This window comes from Flavobacterium notoginsengisoli (genome assembly GCF_042686225.1).
Lineage (GTDB): Bacteria > Bacteroidota > Bacteroidia > Flavobacteriales > Flavobacteriaceae > Flavobacterium > Flavobacterium notoginsengisoli.
In genome coordinates this window covers 208,252-234,228 of sequence record NZ_JBHUOT010000011.1, presented here as the reverse complement: position 1 = coordinate 234,228, position 25,977 = coordinate 208,252, and the positions used below count along the sequence as shown (strand labels likewise).

Sequence of the window (25,977 nt, the reverse complement as noted above, 5' to 3'; positions counted from 1 at the left end):
GATTTCAATTTACAACATATTCAACTGAAAACCAACCTAATAAAATGTTAATCTTTTTTGTAGTATCTTTAATACTCCAAAGATTTAATTTAAAATGCAGCACACTTTACTTCAAATAAAAACCTTTCTTCAATCTGATCCGTTTAAAAAATATGCCAAACGTTTTGGATTTTTTATTCTGGGATTAATAGCATTGCTCCTTCTTGCCTGTGGTGCTTTATCCATTTATTTCAATCAGAACAAAGCGGAAATTATTGCGAAAGTCAACCATAAAATCAATGAAAATATCAACGGGAAATTTCACATAACCGATTTCCATTATAAGTTTCTGACTGGTTTTCCAAATTTTACTTTAGCCTTAAATGAAGTAGAACTGAAAGACAATCAATGGCAAAGTCACAAACATACTTTATTAAAAGCCAAAGAAATAGAAGCGCGTTTAAACATTTTAAGTTTACTAAAGAAAGAAATCAACATTCATAAAATCTTAATTAATGATGCCGAGATTTATATTTATAAAGCTGAAAACGGATATTCGAACGTAAACATCTTTAAGCCCAAAAAGAAGAAAACGGAAACCAATAAAGAAAAACCCGAAACGACTATTGACGAAGTAAACCTCAACAATGTTCATGTTACGATAGACAATCATCTCGGGCACAAATTATTTGATTTTGCTGTAGCCAATTTAGACTCGAAAGTGAATTATGACGGCGAAAACTGGCAGACTAATTTATATTTGAAAACCAAAATAAACAGCCTCGCTTTTAATACGGTTCATGGAAGTTTTGCCAAAGAAAAAGTATTGGAAGGAAATTTTGATATTTCGTATGCTGAAGCTAGTCAAAAAATTGATATTAAAACCCAGAAGCTTAAAATTGGTTCTGATGCTTTTGATATTAAGGCTTTCTTTAATATCGGAAAACAAAATTCACTTTTCGGAATCAATATCGAAACCCATATTTTATGGCGAAGCGCTTCTAATTTGCTTTCTGCGAATATCAGTTCTAAACTCAATCAGTTTGATTTGAAAAAACCAATTGAAGTCAACTGTGACATTAAAGGCGATTTGAATGTTGAAGGCGATCCGAAAATTGTGGTTCAGGCTGATATTCGAAATAACGAATTAACGATTCCCGACGGTTTGTTTACCAACTGCAGTTTCAAAGGCATTTTTACCAATAATTTTAAACCCGAAAAAGGTTTTAATGATCCGAATTCTGCAATCATTCTAAAACATTTCAAAGCCGAATACGCGACTATTCCGCTGACTATTGCACAAGCCGTTATCAACAATCTCGAAAAACCAATCGCCACCGGAATCGTAAATGCTGATTTTGATATTTCAAAACTAAACGGAATGGTAAATGAAAAAATCCTTCATTTTGAAAGCGGACACGCCAAAGCCAATTTAAATTTTCAGTTTGATATTGTCGATTTATACATCAACAAACCCCGTTTCACAGGTGAAGTCGATATCGATAATGCCACATTTGATTATCTTCCCAAAAACATTCATGCCGAAAAAACAGCTGTACAATTATCGTTTACAGAACAGGCGCTTTACATTAAAAAAATAGCCTATAAACACAAAAACAATATCATTCGCATTGACGGAAAAATTGATAATTTCCTGAATTTATATTACGATGCACCGGAAAAAATGGTCGTAAACTGGAATATTTATTGTCCGAATATCGATGTGAAACAATTCTTAGGTGTTCTGAAGAATTCTCCGGCACAGAAAACGATTCAGAAAAAAACAGTTAAAAAGAAGAATGTCAATTTTACAAATCAGCTGAAATCAGTAATCGAGAAATGCACCGCTGTGATCAATCTTAAAGCTGATAAAATCACTTACGGTTCGCTTACAGCAACTAATACAAAAGCAACCTTACAAATGCTGAATTCTAAATTATTGCTCAAAAACGGAACATTACAAACTTCCGGCGGAAGCATTGCTTTCAACGGAGCGATTCTGCCCAGTGGTAACCAGTATATTTTTAGCTCAACAGCTCAGGTAAACCGCGTAGATATTGCAAGTTTTTTACGGTCTTTCAACAATTTCGGAATCAAATCTTTCAGTCCAAAAAACATCAAAGGACGACTAAGCAGCAACGCTAATGTTACCGGTTTAATGAGCAGCAAAGGTGATTTAATTGTGAATTCGATGAGAGGAAAATTAGACTTTACCGTCAACCAGGGCGCCCTGCTTAACTTTGAACCGATTATGAAAATTGGCAAGTTTGCTTTTCCGCTTCGCGATGTCGAGAATATTACGTTCAGCGATTTATCCGGTTCGCTGAATCTGCGCGGAGAACAGATCGATATTAATAAACTCACCATAAGTTCCAGCGTCCTGAACTTCGACATAGACGGAATTTACTCTTTCGGCCGGGGCACGAATCTCGCACTTACGATTCCGCTTCGAAATTCTAAAAATGATGCTCAACTGGCAACTAAAGCAGAACGTAAAGCCGTTCGCGAACGTGGAATTGTCCTGCATTTGATTGCTTATGATAATGAGGGGAAGATTAAGGTTAAGTGGGGGAAGAGGGGAAAATCGTAGTTTAAAAATATCTTTTTTTCTAAATGAGGCCAATTGTAAGCGGGTCACTTTTACTTACTAAATTACATTTGCTTAATCGTAAAGAGTAAAACTCATCTATCAAAAAAATGAAATATTTAGCAGAGATAATTTTTGGAAAAGAGCAAGTAAGAAAGTTTCATAATAACGAACCTTTAAATGATTATGAGAAAATAATCAATTTGAAAAAATACAATTTTAAATCTCGTGAGGAAAGAAATGCATTTTATATAGGAATTGGAGAAGTAATGGGTTGGCTTGAATTTGAAATTATTAAGGAATCTGAAGAAAGAATTACTGAAGAAAAAGAAGACGAAGATAAATTTGATTATTGGTTGTTTATAGAAAAATACTACCCGAATTACTCTCACTGTGATAATGTTTTACTGAGTGACATATTAACTAGAAAACTTTTTGGAGAAGAGATTTGCGAACAAGACGAAGAATACATAAAAAATTGGAATATCAGGAACGAACTATTTGAGGTTGACAAAGAATTACTTTGCAAGGCTTTTGAAAATTACTTTAATATTGTTTTTCCTGAAGATCTTTCATAAATAAAGTTGAATCTAAAATTATAATTTAGATTTCTGCAGTTCTAATGACTTTAAATAATTTGGATTTTGCTAAGTTCTCTTTTTAATAATTGTTTTGCTTCATTAATATTATCTTTTTTTAATGGCAAACCAAGCACAAAAACCATATTTACAACTTCGTTAATCCTGTTTTTATACTCTATTTTTTTTATTTCTAATTGATCAGATGGATAACATAAAAATCCATATTTTAATTCTGTCTTACTAAAAGAAGAATAACTCATTATCTGATGTAAATCATGTCTAAAATCATCTTTTAAAATTGTACTATTAACAAACTTATTGTAAAGATTCGATTTATATTTAGCATCAATGAATATTAGAAAATTCTCTTTTTGATAAATTGCATCTGGCTCTACATGTTTAAGTTCCCAAGAATAATATTTTGAAGTTTTTGAATGAAATTTAAAATTAGAAAATAACTTCCCACCTGATTCTTTTGCAACTTCTTTAAAGATATATTGAACAAATTTTTCAAAAACATCACAAAAATCAACACGCCAAGCTGTAGAACTAATTAGTTTAAAATCTAATATTTTATTTGCCTGTTCTTTACAAGATTTCACATCTATACTGTCAGATGATCTTACTAAGATATTATTAGTCTTTTTAGGTTTATGGAAATATAACTTTTCTTCAATAGAATTAATTCTTGTCTTCATTATACTTTTAATTCTGTTTGGGGTATTTGAAGAAAGTAACTCACTCCTACATATATCAAATACATAACGTACTTCAGAATATTCACTATGTAATTCACTTAAAATATTTTTTCGAACAGGAAAATTCAATCGACTTTCCACTTTATATTCACTTCTAAAATATTTATTCCAATTTATTTGTCCTGATGGTTGATTAGATTTTTTTTCGATGTTATCAAATTTACTCCAAGGTTTTGATAATAATATTTCAAGTGAAGCAATAAATTTTACAGCTTCCAAATATAATGGCGGTCTAAAAATTTTACCCGAAGCCAAAGTCAAACTATCAATTATTTCAGGGCTTATTTCCGAACCAAGTAAATCTAAAATTTCAATATAATCTTCAAAACGATCATTACCTGAAAATCTAGGCATAACTACAAAATCGCCAATTTGTTTACCTGTTTCAGGTTCTCTTAATGGTATAGTCCCAATGTAACCATTTGAGCGAAAAATTAATGATGTATTTTGATCGGTGCCAATTATAATAGGCTGAATACCTATAAATTTGAATAGTGGTGTATTATATTCTACAAACTTTTGAAGGCTTTGACCAATAAATCTTTTATCTAATTTAAGACCTTTTTTTTGCATATAAACCCAATTTAACTGTGCCGATTGTTCAGTTAAGCAAGGCATTTCAAAAAAAACAGCTATTGATTTACTCATTCAAAAAGTGATTTATTTATACGTTTATTAAAATAATTATTAAATTCTTCTTTGGCACTTCTAACTAATCCTTCTTGTAAATATTCTTTTATTAATGGAAATATTTCATATTGAATTCTGCTTTTCATTTCTTCTTCACTCTTTGCAATAAAATAACCTTGACCAGGTTGTAATGAAAGTTCAGAACTTGAAGCATACCAGTCAAAAATTTGATTTATTTTAAGAAAATCTTCAATGAAAAAATATTCATTTGAATCATTTATTTTATTCACTTTTAAATTTCCTAAATCCTCTTCTTTACCCTCGATCGGTGTTGGTTTTAAATCAAACCATGCAAACCTTCTTCTTAACGCAAAATCAACTACTGATAAACTTCTATCAGCTGTATTCATTGAAGCTATTACATAAAAATTACTTGGGAGATTATTTAGTTTAAAATCAGGCGAAATCTCAATTTCTACATTCATTTTGTCCATTTTATGTTCAAATAAATAAAAAATTGGTCCTAAAACATTAGAAAGATTAGCTCTATTTATTTCATCAATTATCAGAAGTACATCTTTATCTGTATGTTCAGTAGCATATTTCACAGCTTCAGTGAAAATTCCTAAATTTTGTTTATAACTAAGTTGTTCGTTATTTAAATTTGGTTGTATACCAAAAATGAAGTCTGAAAAACTTGTTTCAGCATGAAATTGAGTAAAAAAAGTTTTTGCATTGATTTTTTCAGCTATTTCTTTAGTCGTTCTAGTTTTTCCAGTTCCCGGAGCCCCTTGAAGAACAACATACTTTCGATCATTCAATAAACGCTCTATTTCTTCAACTTCATTCGTATTTTTATTTGTGATAAATGAATTTAAAGCTTTTGATATTGCCTTACGGTGATCATTGTTCGATGGCCAGTTTCTAAGTTTTGCATATCCTGCAACAAAAGCAGATATTATTTTTCGTCCTTCTTCACTATCAGGTTTTTCAACAATCTGACAGACTGGCAAAACTTTTGAGTAAGTGTTTATAGTTCTTTTAATATGTGCAAGCTCTTCACTATTTGTAATAGTATTCGGGAGAGTTGTTTCTATATCAGTAAAATCTGTTTTACAAAAACCTCTTTCATCAATAAGTTTCGAAAAAAGCCTTCTTAAGCCAGGATATGTAGCGAGCTCATAATCATTTTTGAAACCACCAGAACCAACACCTAGACAAACTAGCCAAGATTTATCTTCAGCACATGGAAAAATAGTTAAAGAAAAATCATGAAAGGCTCCTGTTAATTCTTCATTTGGATGAATAAATCCAAAAAAAGCTTTATTATCATTTAAAGTATCTGGTTTTGTATTATTTCTTTCTACATAAGATTTGTTATACTCTTTGTCATTTTTTGCTCCAAATTCTTCGGCTTTCTGTTTAATAAATTGCCTAATTTTTTCTATCTTTTCTGTGCTCATATTTTAAATTTGAGTAATTACAATAATTATTCATTAAAGAGATCTGCTATCTTTACCTTTAAAGCTTTTGCCAACCTTTCTACAACCTCAATAGAAACGTTTCTTTCACCTTTCTCAATTGTTGGTAAGTACGTTCTATCAATCTCTGCTAAATTCGCGAGCTTTTCTTGAGATAAACCATTAAGTTTTCTCAGTTCTTTAATTTTAAGCCCAAATCTTTGTTTAATGTCCATACTAACAAAAGTTGGAAAATGTAGACTTTAAAACAACGGAGTATAGTCGGGTTTTAACAGATATATATAAAATCTTAATTAAAATTTCAGGCAAGAAATTATTATTTTTTATTTTTTTTCAAGGAAAAATAAATTTGTAAAAGATTTCATAATATTTCCTTAACTCACTTGTCTTTTAGCTCGAAAATAAATAAGTTTGAGAATGAATCATTAAAATATTATGCATTATGAAAGTACAAATCAACACCGACAAAAACATTGAAGGAAGTGCAAGATTAGAAAGCTATTTTGCTGCAGAAACAGAAAAAAGCTTAGATCGTTTTCAGGATAAAATTACTCGCGTAGAAATTCATTTTGGAGACGAAAATGGAGAAAAATTCAGCTTGCATGACAAAAAATGCGTAATCGAGGTTCGCCCTGTAAAATTACAGCCAATCACTGTGACAGAACATGCCGAAAGTCTTGAAAAAGCATTTAGCGGTGCTTTGGCAAAGGCAAAAAAGTCGTTGACTACAACTTTCGAAAAAATAAAAGAACATTAATTTTTTTAAACCATATAAGTGATATAAGTTCATTTTAGCTTGCTGAAAAGAATTAATATCACAAAAAAGAGAAGCCGAAAAGTAATTTACTTTTCGGCTTCTCTTTTTATTAACAACAAGTGAATCTTAAATTTTCTTATATCACTTATATGGTTTATTTTTCTGTTACTTTACGATTTTGGCAGTGGCGCTCCTACTGCAATATCGCATCTGTGTCCCGGTTTTCCATGCGGAGGGTTCATTCCGTCTGCCACTGTAGCTTCTGTGCCTTCCGTACTCAACAAAGCAGGAACCGGATTTGCCGCTGGCGGAGGTGTAACCGTAAAACTCTGAGTTGCTGTTCCGCTTTGTGCTGCGTTTGCAGTTGCAGTTGTTTTTGGCGCAGGTGAATTTAACGGTGCCCCTACAGGAATATCACATCTGTGTCCCGGCTGTCCGTGTGGCGGATTCATTCCTTTTGCAACTTTAACAGGAGTAGCCGTTGTAGTAACCACTTTTTGTTGTGTTGGGTTTACCTGAACGGTTTGTCCCTGAGTTGCCTGTACTTGTTGTGTTGGTGCAGAGTTTAAAGGCGCTCCAACTGCAATATCGCAACGATGCCCCGGTTGCCCGTGCGCCGGATTGATTCCTTTTGTTTCTCCTAAAACAGTATTTGGATTGCTCATTGAAGTTTGCGTTGCTGGCGCAGCAGCGACCTTAGTAGTATCTTTTGCAAGTCCTAATCTTACCAGTTCAGAAGTCGATGTACTTGCTTGCGGCTCTAATTCCTTTTTGCACGAAACAAATAGTAGAGACGTTATGGCAAATGAAGTTATAAGTAGTTTTGGATTCATCGGGGGTGGTATTTTTATTGAAAATCAAATATAGTGGTTTTTGAGAAATTAAATTACATGAGGAATGTTAATGATAATTAAACACAGGATTTTAAATTGTTTTGATTTCGAAATCCAAACAGATTAAAAAAGCTTCCATTCTTTTATATCATTTATTAGGATTTAAAAAAATTTATACCTTTAAACTCAAATAGTATATCTCATGAAAAAAACACTTTTACTTCTTTTATTCGTCGTTTCTTTAGCGAATGCTCAGGCAGACAAAAACAAAATCAATCAAACTTTAGATGCGTGGCATAAAGCAGCCGGCGAAGTAAAATATGATGCGTATTTCAATACACTGGCAGACGATGCTATCTACATAGGAACAGATGCAACAGAAAACTGGACCAAAAAAGAATTTGCAATCTGGGCAAAACCTTATTTTGACAAAGGAACAACCTGGAATTTCAAAGCGCTGGAACGTCATATCTTTTTTGATAAAAGCGGAAAAATAGCCTGGTTTGATGAATTGCTAGATACTCAGATGAAAATTTGCCGCGGTTCGGGCGTTTTAGTTAAAGTGGGGAACGAATGGAAAATTCAGCATTATGTTTTATCGATGACCATTCCGAATGATGAGGTGGATGCGATAACTAAAATAAAAGCCCCAATTGAAGACGCTTTGATCGCGAAGCTTCAAAAGAAATAAAACATTTCAGCTATTTCTTTTTATAAACATAACTTTTCTAGCACCTTACCTGCCGAATTAAGAAATTAATTTTAATAAATTCGGCAAAAACGGTGCTTTTTTGTAACTTTAAAATAAGATACTGTCAAAAAAATGATCTGTATTTTACAAAATCAATCAAAATAAAACCCACACCTCTATTTTAACAGCCTTCAAAACGATAATCTTTATTTTTTTTTAACTTTGACCCCAAAAAAAATAGGGTTAAACAAAGTATTTTAAAATGAAAATAGAAAAACGCTGGATTATTTCCTTTATTATGATCAGTGTCGTTTGCACAATTGGTGCATTTTGGCCAACAGTAACAGAAAATAGTTATGTTTTATCAGAATTCGGAACAACCGATCATATTGTTCCTGCCGATGTTGCCTGGATGCTTACTTCAAGCTGTTTAGTTTTAATCATGACGCCGGGATTATCTTTCTTTTACGGCGGAATGGTAGGAAAGAAAAACGTCATTTCGACTATGTTGCAGAGTTTTATCTGTTTAGGAGTGGTAACACTTTTATGGGTTGTAGTGGCTTTTAGCTTAGCGTTTGGCGAGCCGGTTGGTTTTGGTTCCGGAGATCATTTTTACAGCTTTTTCGGAAATCCGACCACTTTTGCTTTTATGGATTATGTAGGCGTTCTGCCTCATAAACAATTGGCAAATACGATTCCGTTTATGCTTTTTGCTTTGTTTCAAATGAAATTTGCGATTATCTGTCCTGCAATTATTACAGGTTCATTTGCAGAACGCGTTCGTTTTATCTCTTACTTAGTTTTCATTAGTTTATTTACCATTTTCATATATGCTCCTTTATGTCACGCCGTTTGGTATCCAACGGGTGTTTTAGGAAGTTATTTTGGTGTTAAAGATTTTGCCGGAGGAACTGTGGTTCACATGAGTTCTGGTTTTGCAGCTTTGGCGGGTGTTATTGTTTTAGGAAAAAGAAAAAACAGTCAGCATATTCCAACTAATATTCCGTTTGTATTATTAGGAACCGGAATGCTTTGGTTTGGCTGGTTCGGATTCAATGCCGGATCTGCTCTTGCTGCCAACGGAACAGCTGCCATGGCGTTTGCTACGACTACAACTTCATCTGCAGCAGCGATGTTAACCTGGATTTTCTTTGACAGAATGAACGGAAGAAAAGTTTCTGCTTTAGGCGCTTGTATTGGGGCTGTTGTGGGACTTGTTGCCATTACACCAGCTGCAGGATTTGTTTCTGTTCCAGAAAGTATGTTCTTCGGATTCATAACTGCTTTGGTTTCTAACACCGCTGTAAATTGTAAATATTCGAAAAGATTCGACGATACACTTGACGTTTTTGCCTGTCACGGTGTTGGCGGAATCATGGGAATGATTCTGACTGCGATTTTTGCTCATGGTGAAAATGCAAGCTTGCTACACGGAGGATGGAGCGTTTTCGGACATCATATGATGGCGTTAGTTCTAGTTTCTATCTTTACTTTCTTTGGTGCTTATTTCTTATTTAAAGTAACCAATTTCATTATTCCTTTGAGAGTTTCTGAAGAATCAGAACAAATGGGACTGGATTTATCACAACACGATGAATCTCTTGATCCAAAAGCACAACCCATTACTGAACCTCATTACGGTTAAAAAATATTTCTTTTTTCAGCCACGAATTCACGGATTATTAAAAAAATAAAATTCGTGAATTCGTGGCTGAAAACTTTTAAAGCTAGTTACGCTATTTTCATTCGTTTATATTGCTTAATTTTGCCAAAAATTTTTAGTAAAAGTGGGAAGTAAAAATAAACTTAAAAGATTCAGAGAAAACGAAACATTTCAAAACGTTTTTCAACCAACAAGAGAAGAAGTTGTAGGCAATTTAATGCCTCTAAGAGGAAAATGGAACTCTGATTTCTTTAAAAATGATAATCCTTTAGTTTTAGAATTAGGATGTGGAAAAGGAGAATATTCTGTTGGATTAGCTGAAAAATACCCGGACAAAAATTTTATCGGAATTGATATTAAAGGTGCCCGTTTCTGGCGTGGTGCTAAAACTGCTGTTGAAAACGGTCTTCATAATGTGGCTTTCGTTCGTACACAAATCGAGTTGATCAATCATATTTTTGCTGAAGGCGAAGTAGACGAAATCTGGATTACTTTCCCGGATCCGCAGATCAAATACAAAAGAACAAAACACAGAATGACCAATTCTGAGTTCCTGAAATTATACAAAAAGATCCTTAAAAAAGACGGTGTCGTAAACTTAAAAACCGACAGCGAATTTATGCACGGCTATACACTTGGTTTACTTCATGGAGAAGGACACGAGGTTTTGTATGCGAATCATAATGTTTACAAAAACGAGGGAAGCCCGGAAGTTGTAACTTCGATTCAGACGTTTTATGAAAAACAATATTTAGAAATTAACAAGGCAATTACGTATATTCGTTTCAAAATTAAAGATTAGTCTGATATTTAAAACTGAATTTACAACTTACAAATCAACTTAATGGCCTTATTTACTCCTTTTATTTCTGGATTTATTGCCGCCGCAATTGGGATTATTCCTCCTGGATTAATCAATATGACAGCAGCCAAAATAAACCTGAAAGAAGGAAAAAAGAATGCCTTATGGTTTGTTATTGGCGCGGTTCTCGTTATTTTTTTTCAGGTTTATGTTTCGGTTCTTTTTGCCAGAGTTATAGACAACAGGCCAGATGTGGTAACTTTGCTGAGAGAGGCTGGTTTTGGAATCTTTTCTATCCTGACGATTTACTTTTTATTTATTGCCAAAGACCCCAAGACTAAGAAAAAAGCGAAAATTAAAAAGAGTAGTAAAAAAAGTCGTTTTTTTCTTGGAATGCTGCTTTCGGGATTGAATTTCTTTCCGATTCCATATTATGTTGTGGTAAGTGTTACTTTGGCTTCATACCATCTTTTTGTATTCGAAAACAATATTATCTTAACGTTTGTATTAGGGTCTGTTTTAGGATCGTTTGCTGCTTTGTATAGCTATATTGCTTTCTTTGGAAGAATAGAAAAGAAAACCGATTACTTAATGCGAAATATGAATAAAATCATCGGAAGCATTACTGGTTTGATTGCACTTGCAACACTTTTTAATATTTTAAATTACTATTTCGGTTAGAAAATTAAACCATTAAGAAATTAAGAGAAATGAAGTTTTTTATCTTAATTTAACTTCATAGGTTAATGGTAAAATATTTAAAAAATGGCTGAAGAAAATTTTTTCGAAAGAGTTTATGTAATTGCAAGACAAATTCCTTACGGGAAAGTAACTTCTTATGGTGCAATTGCAAAAGCTTTAGGTGCTGCAAGATCAGCAAGAATGGTCGGTTGGGCCATGAATGCCTGTCATAATATGGATGATGTTCCGGCGCATAGAGTAGTAAACCAAAAAGGACTTTTGACTGGAAAACACCATTTTGACGGAACTAATTTAATGCAGCAACTTTTAGAAAACGAAGGAATCAAAGTTGTAGACAATCAAATTGTCGATTTAGAAAAACACTTTTGGAAGCCTGAAGTTGAATCTTAAGAATTCCGCAGCTCTTCCTGCAAGGTTTTAAAAACCTTGCAAGAGGGGGTAAAATCAAATCTCTCTTGATCTAACCTAACTTTGAGTAGACGCACTGCAACGCGTCTCTATATTAAATACCTTTGCTACTTTGTGACTTTGTGGCAAAACCACTTAAATGAGGCAAATTACAAAATCGGTTTTTTCAGCATCGGTCTGATAACTCAAGTAACCTCCGTGAGCCTCGATGATGTTTTTAGAAAGTGTAAGCCCAATTCCGGCACCATCTTTTCTCGTGGTAAAAAACGGAAGGAAGACTTTATCACGAATTTCAGGATCGACTCCTCTTCCATTATCGGAAATCACAATAAAAAAGCGATTGTTTTCACTATAACTGGAAAGAATCAATTGTTTTTCTGTTTTCTCTTTTAAAGCATGAATACTATTGGTAATCAAATTTATAATCACCTGCTCCATTTGATTTTTATCAATTAAAATCGAACGCGAACTATTGATTTCATTAATCAATTCGATTCCTTCTGCTTTTAAAATCGGGTTCATAATACGCAAACAATCTTCAAACAAAGCATTAATCTGAGTCATTTGTTTGTTTGGCGTTGGAAGCATGGCCAACTTTCTGTAATTTTCAACAAAAACCTGTAAATGATCGCTTCTGTTTATAATGGTCGAAATACTACTTTTAATGTCTTCAAAATCGTCTTCTTCTAACTTTTCCTGATCCACAATATGAAGAAGATTCTGCGAAAGCGCACGAATTGGCGTTAGCGAATTCATTAATTCATGCGAAATGATTTTCATTAAATTGATCCACGCCTCTTTTTCTTTTTTCTCAATTACACGCTGAATACTGTCTAACAGAATGATAAAATATTCTTTATTATAAGTCTGTGTTCGTGAAGTCTGAAGCATAAAAGTCTGCAGATCCTGATCTTCTATTTTAATCGAAATCGCGGTCTTAAGTTCAGCAAAATCTACATTTTCTATTTCGTTACACAGTGCTGGAAGATAATTTTTAAGGTATTTCCAATGACCTACTTTTGGCACTTTGAACAGATTAGAAAAACAATCATTCATAATAAAGATTGACCACGAATCATTTTCTTTTTCCAAAATCAAAGCTGCGGTATCAATACTGTTTAATATCGAACGATAAATTAATTCTTTGGAAGTTTGTTCCTGTCTCTGGATTTTCAATGTATCATACAAATGATACAAACTGTTGAAATTACCCTTTTTATGTTCTTCCGGAAAATGAGCTGAAAAATCATCATGCAATATTGAATTGATTGTTTTATCATAAAACAACAATTGGTTTTTGACGAAAAAATACATTTCAAACAAAAAGACTAAAACAAAGAAACCAACTAAAAGCGCATTGAATCGAAAGCCTTTGTATAACAATAAAACACTGCATAGAAAAAGAGTCATGACAAACAAAACTCTCACAAATAGTGCGTTATAAAACTTCCAGTTTTTCATTTATTTTACTTGAATTGCCTCCAGCTTTAGCTGGAGGAATAAAATTATTAATTCAATCAGGGCTTTAACCAAAAAGCTGTGTTTGGCTAAAGCCTCCAATATCTTCTTATTATTTACATCCAGCCAAAGCTGGACGCTATTCATTTCTCCTTAATTCTTCAAATCGTATTTTTCAATTCTGCGATATAATGCAGCTCGGGATAAACCCAATTCTTCTGCCGTTTTGCTAATATTTCCGTTGTGTTTGAATAACGCTTTTTCAATTGCGCTTTTTTCCATTTCAGACAACGGATTTTCATCGTTTTCCTGAATTTCTTCAAAATCCAGAATATCCAGATCCAGCACCGAAATAGTATTGTTTTCAGCCAAAATTAAAGCGCGTTCGATTTTGTTTTCCATTTCACGAACATTTCCTTTCCATGGATAACGTTCTAAATAAGACGCCGCATTGTCCTCAAAATGCCAATTCTCCTGATTGTATTTTGCGGCAATCTGTTCCAGAATAAAATTTGCCATCGGAACAATATCATCTTTTCTTTCTCTTAAAGAAGGCAGATTAATTTCCATTGTATTTATTCTGTATAACAAATCTTCACGAAACGTTTTATTCTTTACTTCAGCTTTTATATCGCTGTTTGTTGCTGCAATAACACGTACATTAAGTGGTCTTGGTTTGCTTTCTCCCAAACGCGTTACGGTTTTGGTTTGTAAAACATGAAGCAATTTAGCCTGAAGATGCAACGGAATATTTCCGATTTCATCTAAAAAAATAGTTCCGTTTGAGGTATTTTCAAAACGTCCTGCCGTATCTGTTTTTGCATCTGTAAAAGCACCTTTGGCATAACCAAAAAGTTCGCTTTCAAACAAATTATCACTTAATGAACCCAAATCGACATGTACAAAAGGCTGATTTTTTCTGTCCGAATGCTGGTGAATAAACTCAGCAAAAACATATTTTCCTGTTCCATTTTCACCCAAAATCAAAACGTTTGCATCGGTTCTGGCTACTTTTTCGGCAATAGAATAAGCTTGTTTAATTTTGGCAGAAGTTCCGACAAAATATTTCTTTTCAGATTTGTCTCCATTTTCGACAGTTGTTTTTTTACTGTTTTTTCTGCTTTCGACAACTGCTTTATCAATCGTTTCCAGTAATTTTTCGTTATTCCATGGCTTTAAAACATAATCAAAAGCGCCAATTTTAATGCTTTCCACTGCGGTTTCTATTTTACCAAAAGCCGTCATTAAAATTACAATTGTATTTGGCGAAAGCGTTTTAATTTCTTTCAGCCAATGAATTCCTTCGCGCCCGTCTTCAAAACCAATTCGGTAATTCATATCCAGCAAAACCACATTTATTTCATTTTCGGCTAAAATCGAAATGATTTTTTTAGGGTTATTTTCTGTAAAAATCGTTTCAAAATGCTTTTTGAGAATCATTTTTGCAGAAAAAAGAATTTCTTCCTGATCGTCAACTATTAATATATGGGCTTGTTTTTTTCGCATAAGATATTTTTTCTGTCCGCTTCCGAACGGTCAACTGTTCATTATCGAACACTACTTTTTTGAAGGGATTTTAAAACACTCTTTAAAATCAATACTTTACAAATAATAAATTTTATGGCACAGTATTTACCTATTGATTATCAGCAAAATATTAAAAAAAATGGACAAGATAATTCCTCGTAAAAATAAAAAATTTAGATATCTCACAATAGCAATCGCTGTTTTTTTAGTTGTAGTGGTTATCGTCGTTTTTGCATTTAATACCAAAAGAACTTTGAATGTTAAAACTGATGAACTGGTAATACAAAAAGCAGAAAAAGCATTTTTTGAAGATTTCGTTGTTTTTCAGGCAAAAGTCGAGCCTTTGAACGTAATGTTGGTAAACGTTACAGAAGGTGGTTCTGTTAAAGAAATTTTTGTAGAAAACGGCGCAATGGTTACCAAAGGCCAATCTCTTGCCCGTTTATACAATCCGAATACAGAGTTAAATTATTTAACTCAGGAAACCGCTATCATTGAGCAAATCAACAATTTAAATACAGGGAAACTAAATATTAGAAACCAGGAATTAAACTTAACCAAAGATTTCGTTTTGATCGAACATGATTATAACGATGCCAAACGACTATACGATGTAAACGCTAAACTGTTTGCCAAAGACGTAATCTCAAAAAACGACTGGAATACTTTTAAGGAAAGTCTTCGTTTTCAGGAAGAACGCAAAAAAACCATTCAGCAGAGCATTCAAAAAGAAAAACAAAGTAATCAGGTTCAGATTTCTCAAATCAACCGTTCTATTCAGACGATGGAAAAAAGTCTTGAAATCCTTAGAAACAACAAAAAGAATTTCTTGATTACAGCGCCGGAAACCGGAAGATTAACTTCTTTTGAAGCTGTTTTGGGTCAAAACTTTCAGGCAGGTCAAAGCATCGGGAAAATCGATTCTAAAAAAGGCTACAAACTTTCTGCCGACGTAGATGAATTTTATCTGGAAAAAATCAGAGAAGGTTTGAAAGGTCAGGTTGAATTTAAAGGACAAAATCTTGAGGTTTTGGTTACCAAAGTAATTCCGGAAGTAAAAAACGGACATTTTACAGTCGAACTGGTATTTACCTCAAAAGAAAATATTGCTTTACAGGACGGACTTAGTTTTGGCGTAAAATTGATTTTATCTGAAAAGAACAAAACACTGGTTATTCCAAAAGGAAGTTTTAATCAGGAAGCGGCAGGAAAATGGATTTTTATCGTAAAAGGAAACAAAGCCGAAAGAAGAAACATAAAACTAGGACGCGAAAATCCTTCGTATTATGAAGTTCTGGAAGGCTTAAAAGAAGGCGAATCTGTTATTACGTCTTCTTACTCGGATTATAAAGACATTGAAGAGCTTTCGCTAAATAAGGAATAGTTTATTTTGTTTCAAGTTTCAGGTTTCAAGTTACCGCGCTAAAACCTGAAACCTGAAACTTGAAACCTGAAACAAAAAATAAAAACAATCATCATTTCAATCATCAATCAAAAAACGTTTTTAATAACATTTCAAAACCTTAAAAATTATGATCACAATTCAGAATTTAACCAAAGTTTTTAGAACAGAAGAAATAGAAACTGCTGCTTTGAGCGGTATCAATTTAGAAATAAAAAAAGGAGATTTTTTAACCATTATGGGACCTTCGGGTTGTGGAAAATCAACTTTATTAAATATCATCGGGCTTTTGGACAGCGCAAATGACGGAAGTTACAAATTGCTAGATCAGGAAATGATTGGTCTTAAAGAAAAAGGAAGAGCCAAAGTGAGAAAGGAAAATATTGGTTTTATTTTCCAAAACTTCAACCTGATCGATGAGCTTTCCGTTTACGACAATATCGAATTACCACTTCTTTACAACAATGTAAAAGCTTCTGAAAGAAAACAAAAAATCGAAGCGATTGCAGAAAAGCTGAATATATCACATCGTTTAAGACATTTTCCACAACAACTTTCGGGTGGACAACAACAGAGAGTTGCCGTTGCGAGAGCTTTGGTTAATGACCCAAAAATTATTCTGGCCGATGAGCCGACTGGAAACTTAGACAGTAAAAATGGTAATGAAGTAATGGAACTTTTAACCGATTTACACGCTAAAGGCGCTACAATATTGATGGTTACCCACTCTGATTATGATGCTTCTTTTTCTCAAAAAACCATTCATATGAAAGACGGAGTTATATTTTCTGAAAAGTTAAATCAACGTAATGTTGATGTTTTTATGGACGCTAAATAATAAAATGATGATCAAAATTATCGTTACAGCACTCGTGGTTCTGGTAGAACTTGTCTGCAAAATATTTACTATGATTTAAAACCAAAACGGTTTCTAAAAAACTACCATATCAACTATAAAAATATATAACAAAATGATTTTTAACTGGTTTAAAATATTTATTTATCATTTAAAGCAAAACAAATTGTTTTCGTTTTTAAATGTTTTAGGATTAAGTATCGGTATTTCCGGTGTCATTTTCGCCATCTTATACTGGAATAACGAGCATGCTTACAATCAATGGAATCCGGAAAAAGAAAATGTATATCAGGTCCTGAATCAAATAGGAAGAACCGGAGACACCTGGACAACGAGTTCGATTCCTTTTGGACAAACCTGTGCGGCAACGGTACCCGAAATTGAACAAATTTGCTTCGTAAATGACTGGTATGATGAATCGGTTATTAAATATCAGAACAAAAAATTAATCGATAAAAAAATAACTGTAACGGATAATAACTTTTTTGATTTTTATCCTTTTCCTATCATTAAAGGAGCAAAAAAAGACATTCTTAAAGAAAAAAACAGCGCTGCTATTTCTGAAGATCAGGCTAAATTACTTTTCGGAGACGAAGATCCAATCGGAAAATCTATTACTTACAAAGATCAGTCTTATACTGTAAAAGCGGTTTATCGTATAATTAGACCTTCGTCTGTCGAACCAAATTACGTTTTTGGCGGAATTATTCGCGAAAATGATCTTAATCAATGGGGGAATTTCAATTACGGATTGATGATTAAAACGAAAAAAGGTTCTGATATTGCCACCGTTTTAAAGAAAATGCATAATGTCAATTTTGTAAACAGAACGGTGAAAGATGCCAAAGCAAGCGGACAAACTGTCGAGCAATATGTAAAAGAAAATGGAGAGATTAAAATTATCCTGGATCAGCTAAAAACACGGTACTTACACGGTACAAAATCTGCTGGATCAGCGTCTCCGGAAGGAACAGGAAATTTGAAACTTCTTTACATTATGGCAGGTCTATCGCTTTTAATTTTAATCCTGTCTTTGGTTAACTATATTAATCTGGCAACTGCATCAGCCATTAAACGTGCCAAAGAAGTTGGTGTTCGTAAGATTGTGGGCGCTTCCAAAAAACAAATTATTACTCAATTTATATTTGAAACAGCAATAATTGTAACTCTTGCCATTTTGTTTGCTTTGGCAATTGTAGAGCTTTCGTTACCATTTTACAACGCTTTCCTAAAAAAGAACTTAACAATCAATGGCGCTGAATTTTACCTGCAACTCATTTTGATTTTTGGATTAGTAATCATTCTTGCAGGTATTTTTCCAGCTATTTATATTTCAAATTTTGAAACCTTAAAAGTCCTTAAAGGTAATTTTTCAAGAAGTAAAAGCGGCATCTGGGTTCGTAACTCCATGCTTATTTTTCAATTCGGAATTGCAGCCTTTTTTATCATTGGAGCTTTAATTGTAAATTCTCAGGTTGATTATATGATGAACAAAGATCTTGGGTTTAATGGTAATCAGGTTATCCGTATTCCATTTAATTATCAGGATTACAAAACAAAAGGGCAAAAATACCAAACTACAAAACAGGAAATCCTTAAAATATCAGGAGTTCAGCAAGTTTCTACTTTTGCAGGTACTTTTGGAAATGGTACTAATTCGAGTTCCGGTTTTACGCATAATGGCGTTTTCGTACAACCCAGAAATGTAGATATGGATTTTGGATTTTTGGATATGATGAAAATCAAAATCGTGGAAGGACGTGATTTGTCTCCAAAATTTGCTTCAGACACAATTGACAATTGGCTTATCAATGAAACACTGGCTAAAACTTTGGGACTTAAAAATCCAATAAACACCATTATATCCTCAGGCTGGGGTAACGATAAAGGAAATATGAAATTTAAAATTGTCGGGATTGTAAAAGATTTTAATATTACCGGATTACAAAATAAAGTACCTCCAATGGTCTTCCTGAACATGAGAGCTTTGAAATGGAATAACTTTCAAAACGTCTATGTAAAGGTCTCTCCAAATAATTTAACAGAAACGTTAGAAAAATTGAAATTATATTGGGAGAAAAACGTAAACCCGGACTATCCTTTTGATTACGAATTTGTTAACAAAGGTTTTGCAAAGACTTATGAAGAGCAAGTAAAGCAAAAAAACCTGTTTTTTATCTTAAATTTGGTCGTAATTGTAATTGCAATCTTTGGATTGTTCGCTTTGGCATCATTTTCGATGGAGAGAAGGCTGAAAGAAATCGCCATTAGAAAAACATTAGGAGCAGAAACTGATGTTTTATTAAAAGAATTATCAAAACAATATATTGTTTTTTGTTTAATAGGCTTTGGAATTGGAATTGTTCCTGCTTACATCTTATTACAAAAATGGCTTGAAGATTTTGCTTTTAGAATTGGAATATCATCCGTTCCTTTTGGAATTGCATTGATTTCACTTTTGTTCCTGACATTATTAATTGTCTTAACAAAAGCGTTTCAGGTAACCAAAATAGACGTTTTAAAATATTTAAAATACGAATAAGCTTGTAGACCATTTTTTTTAGAACCCGACAGATTGTATTTTTAAATCTGCCGGGTTTTTTATTTATTTCATACTTACAGCATCAGAATAAAGGAGTTTATCAAGACTTTCATCACGACTGTACACATCCGGGAAAAAATTAATTTCACCATTATCCTGAACCCAGGCTGTAAAATATCCTATATAAACCGGAATTTTGCGTTTGAGCATACAAGTAGTTTCTTTTTCACCACTCATTGCTTTATCGATTTTATCTACTGGCCAGTCCGGATCATCTTTTAAAATAGCCAGTGCAAGATTTTTTGCTTCTTTCACATTAATGCAACCGTGACTGAAAGTGCGGTTTTCAAATTCAAACAAACTTTTTGCCGGTGTATCGTGCATGTAAATGTCATTCGGATTTGGAAACATAAATTTCACTAATCCTAAAGAGTTTTTAGGCCCTGGCTTTTGTCTTACTCTTCCTCCGTTCCATTCCATATTATGATCTGCCAGATAGTTTTTATCCCTTGCCATCTGAAGTTTTAATTCGTTTTGTATAATACTGTTCGGAACATACCAATACGGACTAAAAACGATTCGATCCATATTGCCACTAAAAATCACAGTTTCACTCAGTCTGTTACCCACAAAAATATCTGAAACAAGCGCATATTTTCCGTCTTTGACATAAAACATTCTGAAAGACGGAATATTCACCATTACATATTCACTTGCTTTAGACAAATTGGTCGGAATCCATCGGCATCTCTCCATGTTCAGCATGATCGTTTTAATTCTTTTGCCGATTGGCTCATTCATTTGGTTGATATGGTCTCGTGTTATGGCATAGTTTATTTTAAGATTGTATCTTTTTTTATAATTCAAAACTCCCGCCATCAATTCCTCATCATAAACATTACTTTGAGAATCACGTTTAAGATCTCCCTCCACAAACAAACGATTTCTAATTTGTTTTATCGCAACAGCGGTATCATCCGGTCTTAAGTCTTTATAGTTAAGGCTGTCAATTGTAATTTTCTGCCAAAGATTGTCGGTTTCAATTTTACGGAATTTCTTTAAGGCATCTTTCAGTTTATAATATTGACTAAACATAAGATTATCATCTTCATTTAATCGATTGGTATCGACAAGTAAAGAATCTAAAATTTTAGAATACGAAATACTTTTCGCCGGTAAATACCATCCTATTTTCTTTAAAGTGGCGGGATCTACGCCAGAATAAACATTACTGGCATAAAAAATATACATATTGGTTAGAAGTAATTCTGTATCCAATTGCGGAGGCTCGATATTATCACTTTCATTAAATGCCTGATCGATTACTTCCTTATAAGGCATTTCGGTATTGATTCCCTGATCTTTTAAAACATTTACTTTCTGGTACAACAATGCGGCAAACTCTGTGATTTTATTATCATCATACCAAATCGATTTGTATTGCTTGTTTTTGTAAAGATCCTCAACATCTTTCTGATATTTTTTCAGTTTAGGATATTTTTTAAAGAAAGCATTTATAGATGCTGCATCTATTGTAATTGCAGAAACATATTTATTGTATGTCAAAGCTTCTTTGCTTTCTGTTTTACGAGTGAAAGAATAAAATGAAAATGCAAAAAAGCTGACCGCAATAATAATTGTAGAAAAAGTAAAATTTCGCATATTTTTAAAGTTTAAATGATAGAAAATAACTTTTGAAAAAAAATACGGAAAACCCAATAAGCTGTCCTGAAAAAATAAGTTTTCACATACTTTTTTATAACTGAAAATCATCGATTTGGGCACTCAAATATAACGAAGTTTTATGAGAATCTACTTCTAAAAAGAAGAAAAATTAGACAAAAAAGCAATCGAATTAAGGCCAAAATGCTATTTTTTAGAATTAATATTTACTAAAAAACACCCTGAAAAATATTTCTGCATAATTTTGAATAATCTCTATATCAATAATTACAATTCAAAATCGCATAATTCCGAACTTAATCTGTTATCTTTGCACCCTGAATTCAGTTTAAATAAGTATTATCTTTAAAAACAGGATTCTGCGAATAGAAAAATAGCCCAATTACAATGAAACTAGATAGAAAAGAAATTCTTAAGGCATTAGAAACTATTACTATTGCCGGAGAAGGAAAAAATATGGTTGAAAGCGGCGCTGTAACCAACGTAATTACTTTTGGTGATGAAGCTGTTGTTGACCTTGTATTGCATACTCCTGCTATGCATATCAAAAAAAGAGCGGAAGATGATATTAGAAAAACAATTCACGAATTAATATCTCCTGATGCAAAAGTTAAAGTAAACATCAAAGTAGAAAGTCCGGAAAAACCTGAAATTAAAGGTCGTGCTATTCCGGGAATCAAAAATATTATTGCAGTTGCTTCCGGAAAAGGAGGAGTAGGAAAATCTACTGTAACAGCAAATTTAGCAGTAACGCTTGCTAAAATGGGTTTTAAAGTTGGTGTTTTGGACGCTGATATTTACGGTCCTTCGATGCCGATTATGTTCGACGTTGAAAATGAAAAACCAGTTTCTATCACAGTTGACGGAAAATCAAAAATGAAACCTATCGAAAGCTACGAAATCAAAATGCTTTCTATTGGCTTCTTTACAGCTCCAAGCCAAGCCGTAATCTGGAGAGGACCAATGGCTGCAAAAGCATTGAACCAAATGATTTTTGATGCAGACTGGGGAGAATTAGATTTCATGTTACTTGACTTACCTCCGGGAACCGGCGATATTCACTTATCTATCATGCAGTCACTTCCTATTACAGGAGCTGTAGTAGTAAGTACTCCGCAAGCTGTAGCTTTAGCCGATGCTAAAAAAGGTGTCGCAATGTTTATGCAGGATAACATCAATGTTCCGGTTTTAGGAATTATTGAAAACATGGCATACTTTACACCAGAAGAATTACCTGAAAATAAATATTATATCTTTGGACAGGAAGGTGCTAAAAACCTTGCTCAGGATTTAGAAGTTCCGTTTTTAGGAGAAGTTCCAATTGTACAATCTATTCGTGAAGCAGGAGATTATGGTCGTCCGGCAGCATTACAAACAGCTTCTCCAATAGAAAAAGTATTTGAAGAAATTACCCGTAATGTGGTACAGGAAACCGTAAACAGAAACGAAAGTTTACCTGCAACAGAAGCTATTAAAATTACAACAATGGCTGGTTGCTCGGCAGTAAAAAAATAATTAGATAATTGAGATAATGTGACAATTAGATAATCTTAAAGAATTTTCTAATTGACACATTTTCTAATTGACACATTCATATTATGACAACAGAAGAATTAACAAATAATGTTTTATTGGCTTTAGACGAGATTAGGCCATTTTTAAAATCCGACGGCGGAGACATTTCATTAATTTCTATCGAAGATGATAAACATGTAAAAGTTCGTCTTGAAGGAGCATGTATTAGCTGTAGTGTAAATCAAATGACACTAAAAGCAGGAGTTGAAACCACAATAAAAAAATATGCACCACAAATTGAAACTGTGGTAAACATTATGTAACAAACTGAATTGTTTTTTGAAAGCATATTTTTGGCATTTAACAAGAATAATAAGCCTTATTATATTTTGTTTAAAGAAATAACAAAAAAAGCTTAAAAAACCGTTTGTTTTTGCGATATTAACAAAAAACAACTTAAAGTTTTAAGAGTTTTGGTTACATTATTATTACATTTTTAACTTAAATTTGTAAACTAACCCTAAATCTTAAACTTATGAGAAACTTTTACGCTCTTTTTTTATTGTTTTCTATAAGCGCTGTAAATGCACAACAGGGCCAAACGCTACTTGCTTACAAAGCTTGGGTAAATGAATCTGAAGAATGGTCGGATTTTCAATATTCGGGACAAATTATTTTTTCTACGAATGGAAAAACTGAAGAAGGCGCTTTAAGAATTGGCAACTATGATTTTTTATATGACCTTTGCGATGGAAAAGCAAAGTTTTCAAATAAAACAACTTACAGTTCTGCAGATTTTTCTCATCCGAGAAAACTCAGCGCACAGACAGACAAACAAGGTGTTTTAAATTCTACTTATGAGGGAACATTAATTTTCCAATCAGATAAGGATTATTATTCTGTCATCTCGGTTGTTACCATATTAGAAAAGGGAGGCAATATAATTGGTGTCAAAATGCGCCTAAAAGACAGTAATCGAAAAGAATATGCTTTTAGTTTAAAAGACAAAAGTTAAAATTAATAAAGGACTTGAACACGTTTTCAAGTTTCAAAATAAAATTCCAATACTAAAATGGATGTATTAATAAAGATTAAAGATCGAGAAGGAGTTATACACGAATTACAGGCTCCTACTGATATGGCAATGAATATAATGGAGTTATGCAAAGCATACGAACTTCCTGTTGAAGGAACTTGCGGAGGAATGGCTATGTGCGCTTCCTGCCAATGTTATGTTCTGAATGATGTTGCATTACCGGAAATGGGAGACGATGAAGAAGCGATGCTTTCTGAGGCGTTTTACGTGAAGTCTAATAGCCGTTTAGGATGCCAGATTCCAATTACTACAGAATTAGAAGGCCTGGAACTAGAATTGGCTCCAGAATACTAAAAATATAAAAAGCGAGAATTGTTGATTCTCGCTTTTTCATTAATATACTAAACCCGACAGTTTTAAAATCTGTCGGGTTTCTTATGAAAAATCACTTTATTGCTCTATTAATTCATTAATATTTTCTGCCACTTTCTCTAATGCTCCGGTTTCGTGATACCAAAAATAAATTGTTTCACTTAGCTTCTTCTTGTCATTATCTAATGGAATAAGAATTAATTGATCTCCACAGCCATTGCTCGCAATAGCAATTGCAGTTAAAGGAAAGTTATTCCATTTTCTCGCCTGTTTCGTTTCTAAAACAATATGGTTACAGGTTCTGCTTATTCTTTTTTTATCGCTCTGATCAAAAAATGGATACAAATTCCAATCATCATATTCTGTTGAAGCTTCTCCTCCATTCTCTTCCATCATTTTTTGTTTGAATAAAGGCGGAAATTGAATTTCTAATTGCTGTTCTGTTTCAATTATGTATTTGGCATCTATCGGAAACGGCATAAATTTTTAATTTACTTTAATTTAGCAAAAATAACTTTAAATTGATTAACTACCATTTTTAAACCCGACAGGTTTTAAAAATCTATCGAGTTTCTTTCGTAAATTATACAGCTTTAATTAATCAAAAAAACCGTAATTACATTCCTGCAATCACGGTTTTTTCTTTATAACAATTTTATTTAATCTCAGATTATACCAAACCAGCCTGAATTAAGTATTCAGCAATTTGGATGGTGTTTGTCGCAGCACCTTTTCTTAAGTTATCAGCAACAATCCAAAGGTTTAGAGTATTTGGCTGGCTTTCGTCACGACGGATTCTTCCAACAAAAACATCATTTTTACCTTCAGCATATAATGGCATTGGGTAAGTAAATGTATCTAAATTATCCTGTACCGTTACTCCATCGGTATTGTGTAAGATTTCACGAACTTCATTCACTTCAAAATCATTTGTAAACTCAACGTTTACCGCTTCACTATGTCCACCTACAACAGGAACACGAACGGCAGTAGCAGTAACTCTGATTGTGTTATCACCAAGAATTTTTTGAGTTTCGCGAACTAATTTCATTTCTTCTTTAGTGTATCCGTTATCTTCAAAACTGTCGCAGTGAGGAATTGCATTTCTATGAATTGGATATTTATAAGCCATCTCACCCTGAATTCCCGCATACTCATTTTCTAATTGTTTTACCGCTTTTACACCAGTTCCGGTAATTGACTGGTAAGTAGAAACAATAATTCTTTTGATATTGTATTTTTTATGCAAAGGAGCCAAGGCCAATACCATTTGAATAGTAGAACAGTTTGGATTTGCAATGATTTTATCTTCTTTAGTTAAAACAGAAGCATTGATTTCCGGAACTACTAATTTTTTAGTTGGATCCATTCTCCATGCAGATGAATTATCAATTACAGTAGTTCCTGCAGCAGCAAATTTTGGAGCCCATTCTAAAGAAGTATCTCCTCCGGCAGAGAAAACGGCAATATCTGCTTTCATATCTACTGCTGTCTGTAAACCAACTACTTTATATTTTGTTCCTTTATATTCAATTTCTTTTCCTACTGATCTTTCAGAAGCAACAGGAATTAATTCTGTAACAGGAAAATTTCTTTCCGCTAAAACTTTAAGCATTACTTCGCCAACCATTCCGGTAGCACCAACGACTGCAATTCTCATTTTTATATTTTTAAATAATTCAATAATCTAATTTAGTAAGGCAAAAGTAAGTAT

The 25,977-nt window shown here is 33.1% G+C and carries 24 protein-coding genes; 15 read left to right on the top strand and 9 right to left on the bottom strand.

What is annotated here, in order from left to right; all coding sequences use genetic code 11:
- The first annotated feature begins 94 nt into the window (after positions 1-94).
- Positions 95-2,569 (top strand): AsmA-like C-terminal region-containing protein, encoded by a 2,475-nt coding sequence (locus ACFS3A_RS21985; protein ID WP_379827711.1) that lies wholly within the window; start codon positions 95-97, stop codon positions 2,567-2,569.
- Positions 2,570-2,676: 107 nt separating this feature from the next.
- Positions 2,677-3,144, top strand: coding sequence for a hypothetical protein (locus ACFS3A_RS21980; RefSeq protein ID WP_109191493.1), 468 nt, complete (start codon positions 2,677-2,679; stop codon positions 3,142-3,144).
- Between the two features lie 50 nt (positions 3,145-3,194).
- Here ACFS3A_RS21980 and ACFS3A_RS21975 read toward each other — a convergent pair whose 3' ends face one another.
- The 3 genes from ACFS3A_RS21975 to ACFS3A_RS21965 are packed head-to-tail and all read right to left on the bottom strand — an operon-like array spanning position 3,195 to position 6,231.
- Positions 3,195-4,553: a hypothetical protein gene (locus ACFS3A_RS21975; protein ID WP_379827709.1), complete on the bottom strand. Its 1,359-nt coding sequence runs from the start codon at positions 4,551-4,553 to the stop codon at positions 3,195-3,197.
- Positions 4,550-5,998: an McrB family protein gene (locus ACFS3A_RS21970; RefSeq protein ID WP_109191491.1), complete on the bottom strand. Its 1,449-nt coding sequence runs from the start codon at positions 5,996-5,998 to the stop codon at positions 4,550-4,552. The genes ACFS3A_RS21975 and ACFS3A_RS21970 overlap by 4 nt, the downstream gene beginning before the upstream one ends.
- Positions 5,999-6,024: 26 nt before the next feature.
- Positions 6,025-6,231: a helix-turn-helix domain-containing protein gene (locus ACFS3A_RS21965; protein ID WP_109191490.1), complete on the bottom strand. Its 207-nt coding sequence runs from the start codon at positions 6,229-6,231 to the stop codon at positions 6,025-6,027.
- Between the two features lie 227 nt (positions 6,232-6,458).
- On the opposite strand from ACFS3A_RS21965, the gene ACFS3A_RS21960 reads away from it, so the two are divergent.
- On the top strand, positions 6,459-6,773 hold the full coding sequence (locus ACFS3A_RS21960) for an HPF/RaiA family ribosome-associated protein (RefSeq protein WP_109191489.1): 315 nt from the start codon (positions 6,459-6,461) through the stop codon (positions 6,771-6,773).
- Positions 6,774-6,943: 170 nt separating this feature from the next.
- Here ACFS3A_RS21960 and ACFS3A_RS21955 read toward each other — a convergent pair whose 3' ends face one another.
- On the bottom strand, positions 6,944-7,606 hold the full coding sequence (locus ACFS3A_RS21955) for a hypothetical protein (protein WP_379827707.1): 663 nt from the start codon (positions 7,604-7,606) through the stop codon (positions 6,944-6,946).
- A 202-nt stretch (positions 7,607-7,808) separates the two neighbouring features.
- Between ACFS3A_RS21955 and ACFS3A_RS21950 the strand changes: the two genes are divergently transcribed.
- The 5 genes from ACFS3A_RS21950 to ACFS3A_RS21930 all read left to right on the top strand — a co-directional run bounded on the left by ACFS3A_RS21950 (position 7,809) and on the right by ACFS3A_RS21930 (position 11,854).
- Positions 7,809-8,297, top strand: coding sequence for a nuclear transport factor 2 family protein (locus ACFS3A_RS21950; protein WP_379827705.1), 489 nt, complete (start codon positions 7,809-7,811; stop codon positions 8,295-8,297).
- 262 nt (positions 8,298-8,559) lie between these two features.
- Complete coding sequence (locus tag ACFS3A_RS21945; protein ID WP_109191486.1) at positions 8,560-9,942, top strand: ammonium transporter; 1,383 nt, start codon at positions 8,560-8,562, stop codon at positions 9,940-9,942.
- Between the two features lie 142 nt (positions 9,943-10,084).
- Positions 10,085-10,762 carry a tRNA (guanosine(46)-N7)-methyltransferase TrmB gene (gene trmB / locus ACFS3A_RS21940; RefSeq protein WP_109191485.1) on the top strand — a complete coding sequence of 226 codons (678 nt, stop codon included), beginning with the start codon at positions 10,085-10,087 and terminating at the stop codon, positions 10,760-10,762.
- A 42-nt stretch (positions 10,763-10,804) separates the two neighbouring features.
- On the top strand, positions 10,805-11,443 hold the full coding sequence (locus ACFS3A_RS21935; RefSeq protein ID WP_379827703.1) for a LysE family transporter: 639 nt from the start codon (positions 10,805-10,807) through the stop codon (positions 11,441-11,443).
- An 84-nt stretch (positions 11,444-11,527) separates the two neighbouring features.
- A complete protein-coding gene (locus tag ACFS3A_RS21930) occupies positions 11,528-11,854 on the top strand; it encodes an MGMT family protein (protein ID WP_379827701.1) in 327 nt (108 codons plus the stop codon).
- Positions 11,855-12,007: 153 nt separating this feature from the next.
- On the opposite strand, the gene ACFS3A_RS21925 is transcribed toward ACFS3A_RS21930, so the two are convergent.
- Entirely contained in the window at positions 12,008-13,333 is a 1,326-nt protein-coding gene (locus tag ACFS3A_RS21925) for a sensor histidine kinase (RefSeq protein WP_379827699.1), read from the bottom strand.
- Positions 13,334-13,483: 150 nt separating this feature from the next.
- On the bottom strand, positions 13,484-14,836 hold the full coding sequence (locus tag ACFS3A_RS21920; protein ID WP_379827698.1) for a sigma-54-dependent transcriptional regulator: 1,353 nt from the start codon (positions 14,834-14,836) through the stop codon (positions 13,484-13,486).
- A 160-nt stretch (positions 14,837-14,996) separates the two neighbouring features.
- Between ACFS3A_RS21920 and ACFS3A_RS21915 the strand changes: the two genes are divergently transcribed.
- From ACFS3A_RS21915 to ACFS3A_RS21905, 3 genes are all read left to right on the top strand, one after another.
- On the top strand, positions 14,997-16,241 hold the full coding sequence (locus ACFS3A_RS21915) for an efflux RND transporter periplasmic adaptor subunit (protein WP_379827697.1): 1,245 nt from the start codon (positions 14,997-14,999) through the stop codon (positions 16,239-16,241).
- A 148-nt stretch (positions 16,242-16,389) separates the two neighbouring features.
- Positions 16,390-17,097 (top strand): ABC transporter ATP-binding protein, encoded by a 708-nt coding sequence (locus ACFS3A_RS21910; RefSeq protein ID WP_109191479.1) that lies wholly within the window; start codon positions 16,390-16,392, stop codon positions 17,095-17,097.
- Between the two features lie 133 nt (positions 17,098-17,230).
- A complete protein-coding gene (locus ACFS3A_RS21905) occupies positions 17,231-19,657 on the top strand; it encodes an ABC transporter permease (protein WP_379827695.1) in 2,427 nt (808 codons plus the stop codon).
- Between the two features lie 63 nt (positions 19,658-19,720).
- Here ACFS3A_RS21905 and ACFS3A_RS21900 read toward each other — a convergent pair whose 3' ends face one another.
- On the bottom strand, positions 19,721-21,319 hold the full coding sequence (locus ACFS3A_RS21900; RefSeq protein WP_379827694.1) for a L,D-transpeptidase family protein: 1,599 nt from the start codon (positions 21,317-21,319) through the stop codon (positions 19,721-19,723).
- Positions 21,320-21,727: 408 nt separating this feature from the next.
- Here ACFS3A_RS21900 and ACFS3A_RS21895 point away from each other — a divergent pair, with 408 nt between their 5' ends.
- From ACFS3A_RS21895 to ACFS3A_RS21880, 4 genes are all read left to right on the top strand, one after another.
- Positions 21,728-22,855: an Mrp/NBP35 family ATP-binding protein gene (locus ACFS3A_RS21895; protein WP_379827693.1), complete on the top strand. Its 1,128-nt coding sequence runs from the start codon at positions 21,728-21,730 to the stop codon at positions 22,853-22,855.
- Between the two features lie 83 nt (positions 22,856-22,938).
- Positions 22,939-23,178: a NifU family protein gene (locus ACFS3A_RS21890; RefSeq protein ID WP_057116000.1), complete on the top strand. Its 240-nt coding sequence runs from the start codon at positions 22,939-22,941 to the stop codon at positions 23,176-23,178.
- 212 nt (positions 23,179-23,390) lie between these two features.
- Complete coding sequence (locus ACFS3A_RS21885; protein WP_379827692.1) at positions 23,391-23,870, top strand: hypothetical protein; 480 nt, start codon at positions 23,391-23,393, stop codon at positions 23,868-23,870.
- A 57-nt stretch (positions 23,871-23,927) separates the two neighbouring features.
- On the top strand, positions 23,928-24,245 hold the full coding sequence (locus tag ACFS3A_RS21880; protein WP_007805184.1) for a 2Fe-2S iron-sulfur cluster-binding protein: 318 nt from the start codon (positions 23,928-23,930) through the stop codon (positions 24,243-24,245).
- Between the two features lie 96 nt (positions 24,246-24,341).
- On the opposite strand, the gene ACFS3A_RS21875 is transcribed toward ACFS3A_RS21880, so the two are convergent.
- Both ACFS3A_RS21875 and ACFS3A_RS21870 read right to left on the bottom strand, forming a co-directional pair.
- The gene (locus ACFS3A_RS21875) at positions 24,342-24,743 is read right to left on the bottom strand and encodes an SMI1/KNR4 family protein (protein WP_379827690.1); all 402 of its coding nucleotides are present in this window, start codon (positions 24,741-24,743) and stop codon (positions 24,342-24,344) included.
- A 190-nt stretch (positions 24,744-24,933) separates the two neighbouring features.
- Entirely contained in the window at positions 24,934-25,923 is a 990-nt protein-coding gene (locus ACFS3A_RS21870; protein WP_379827689.1) for an aspartate-semialdehyde dehydrogenase, read from the bottom strand.
- Between the last annotated feature and the right edge of the window lie 54 nt (positions 25,924-25,977).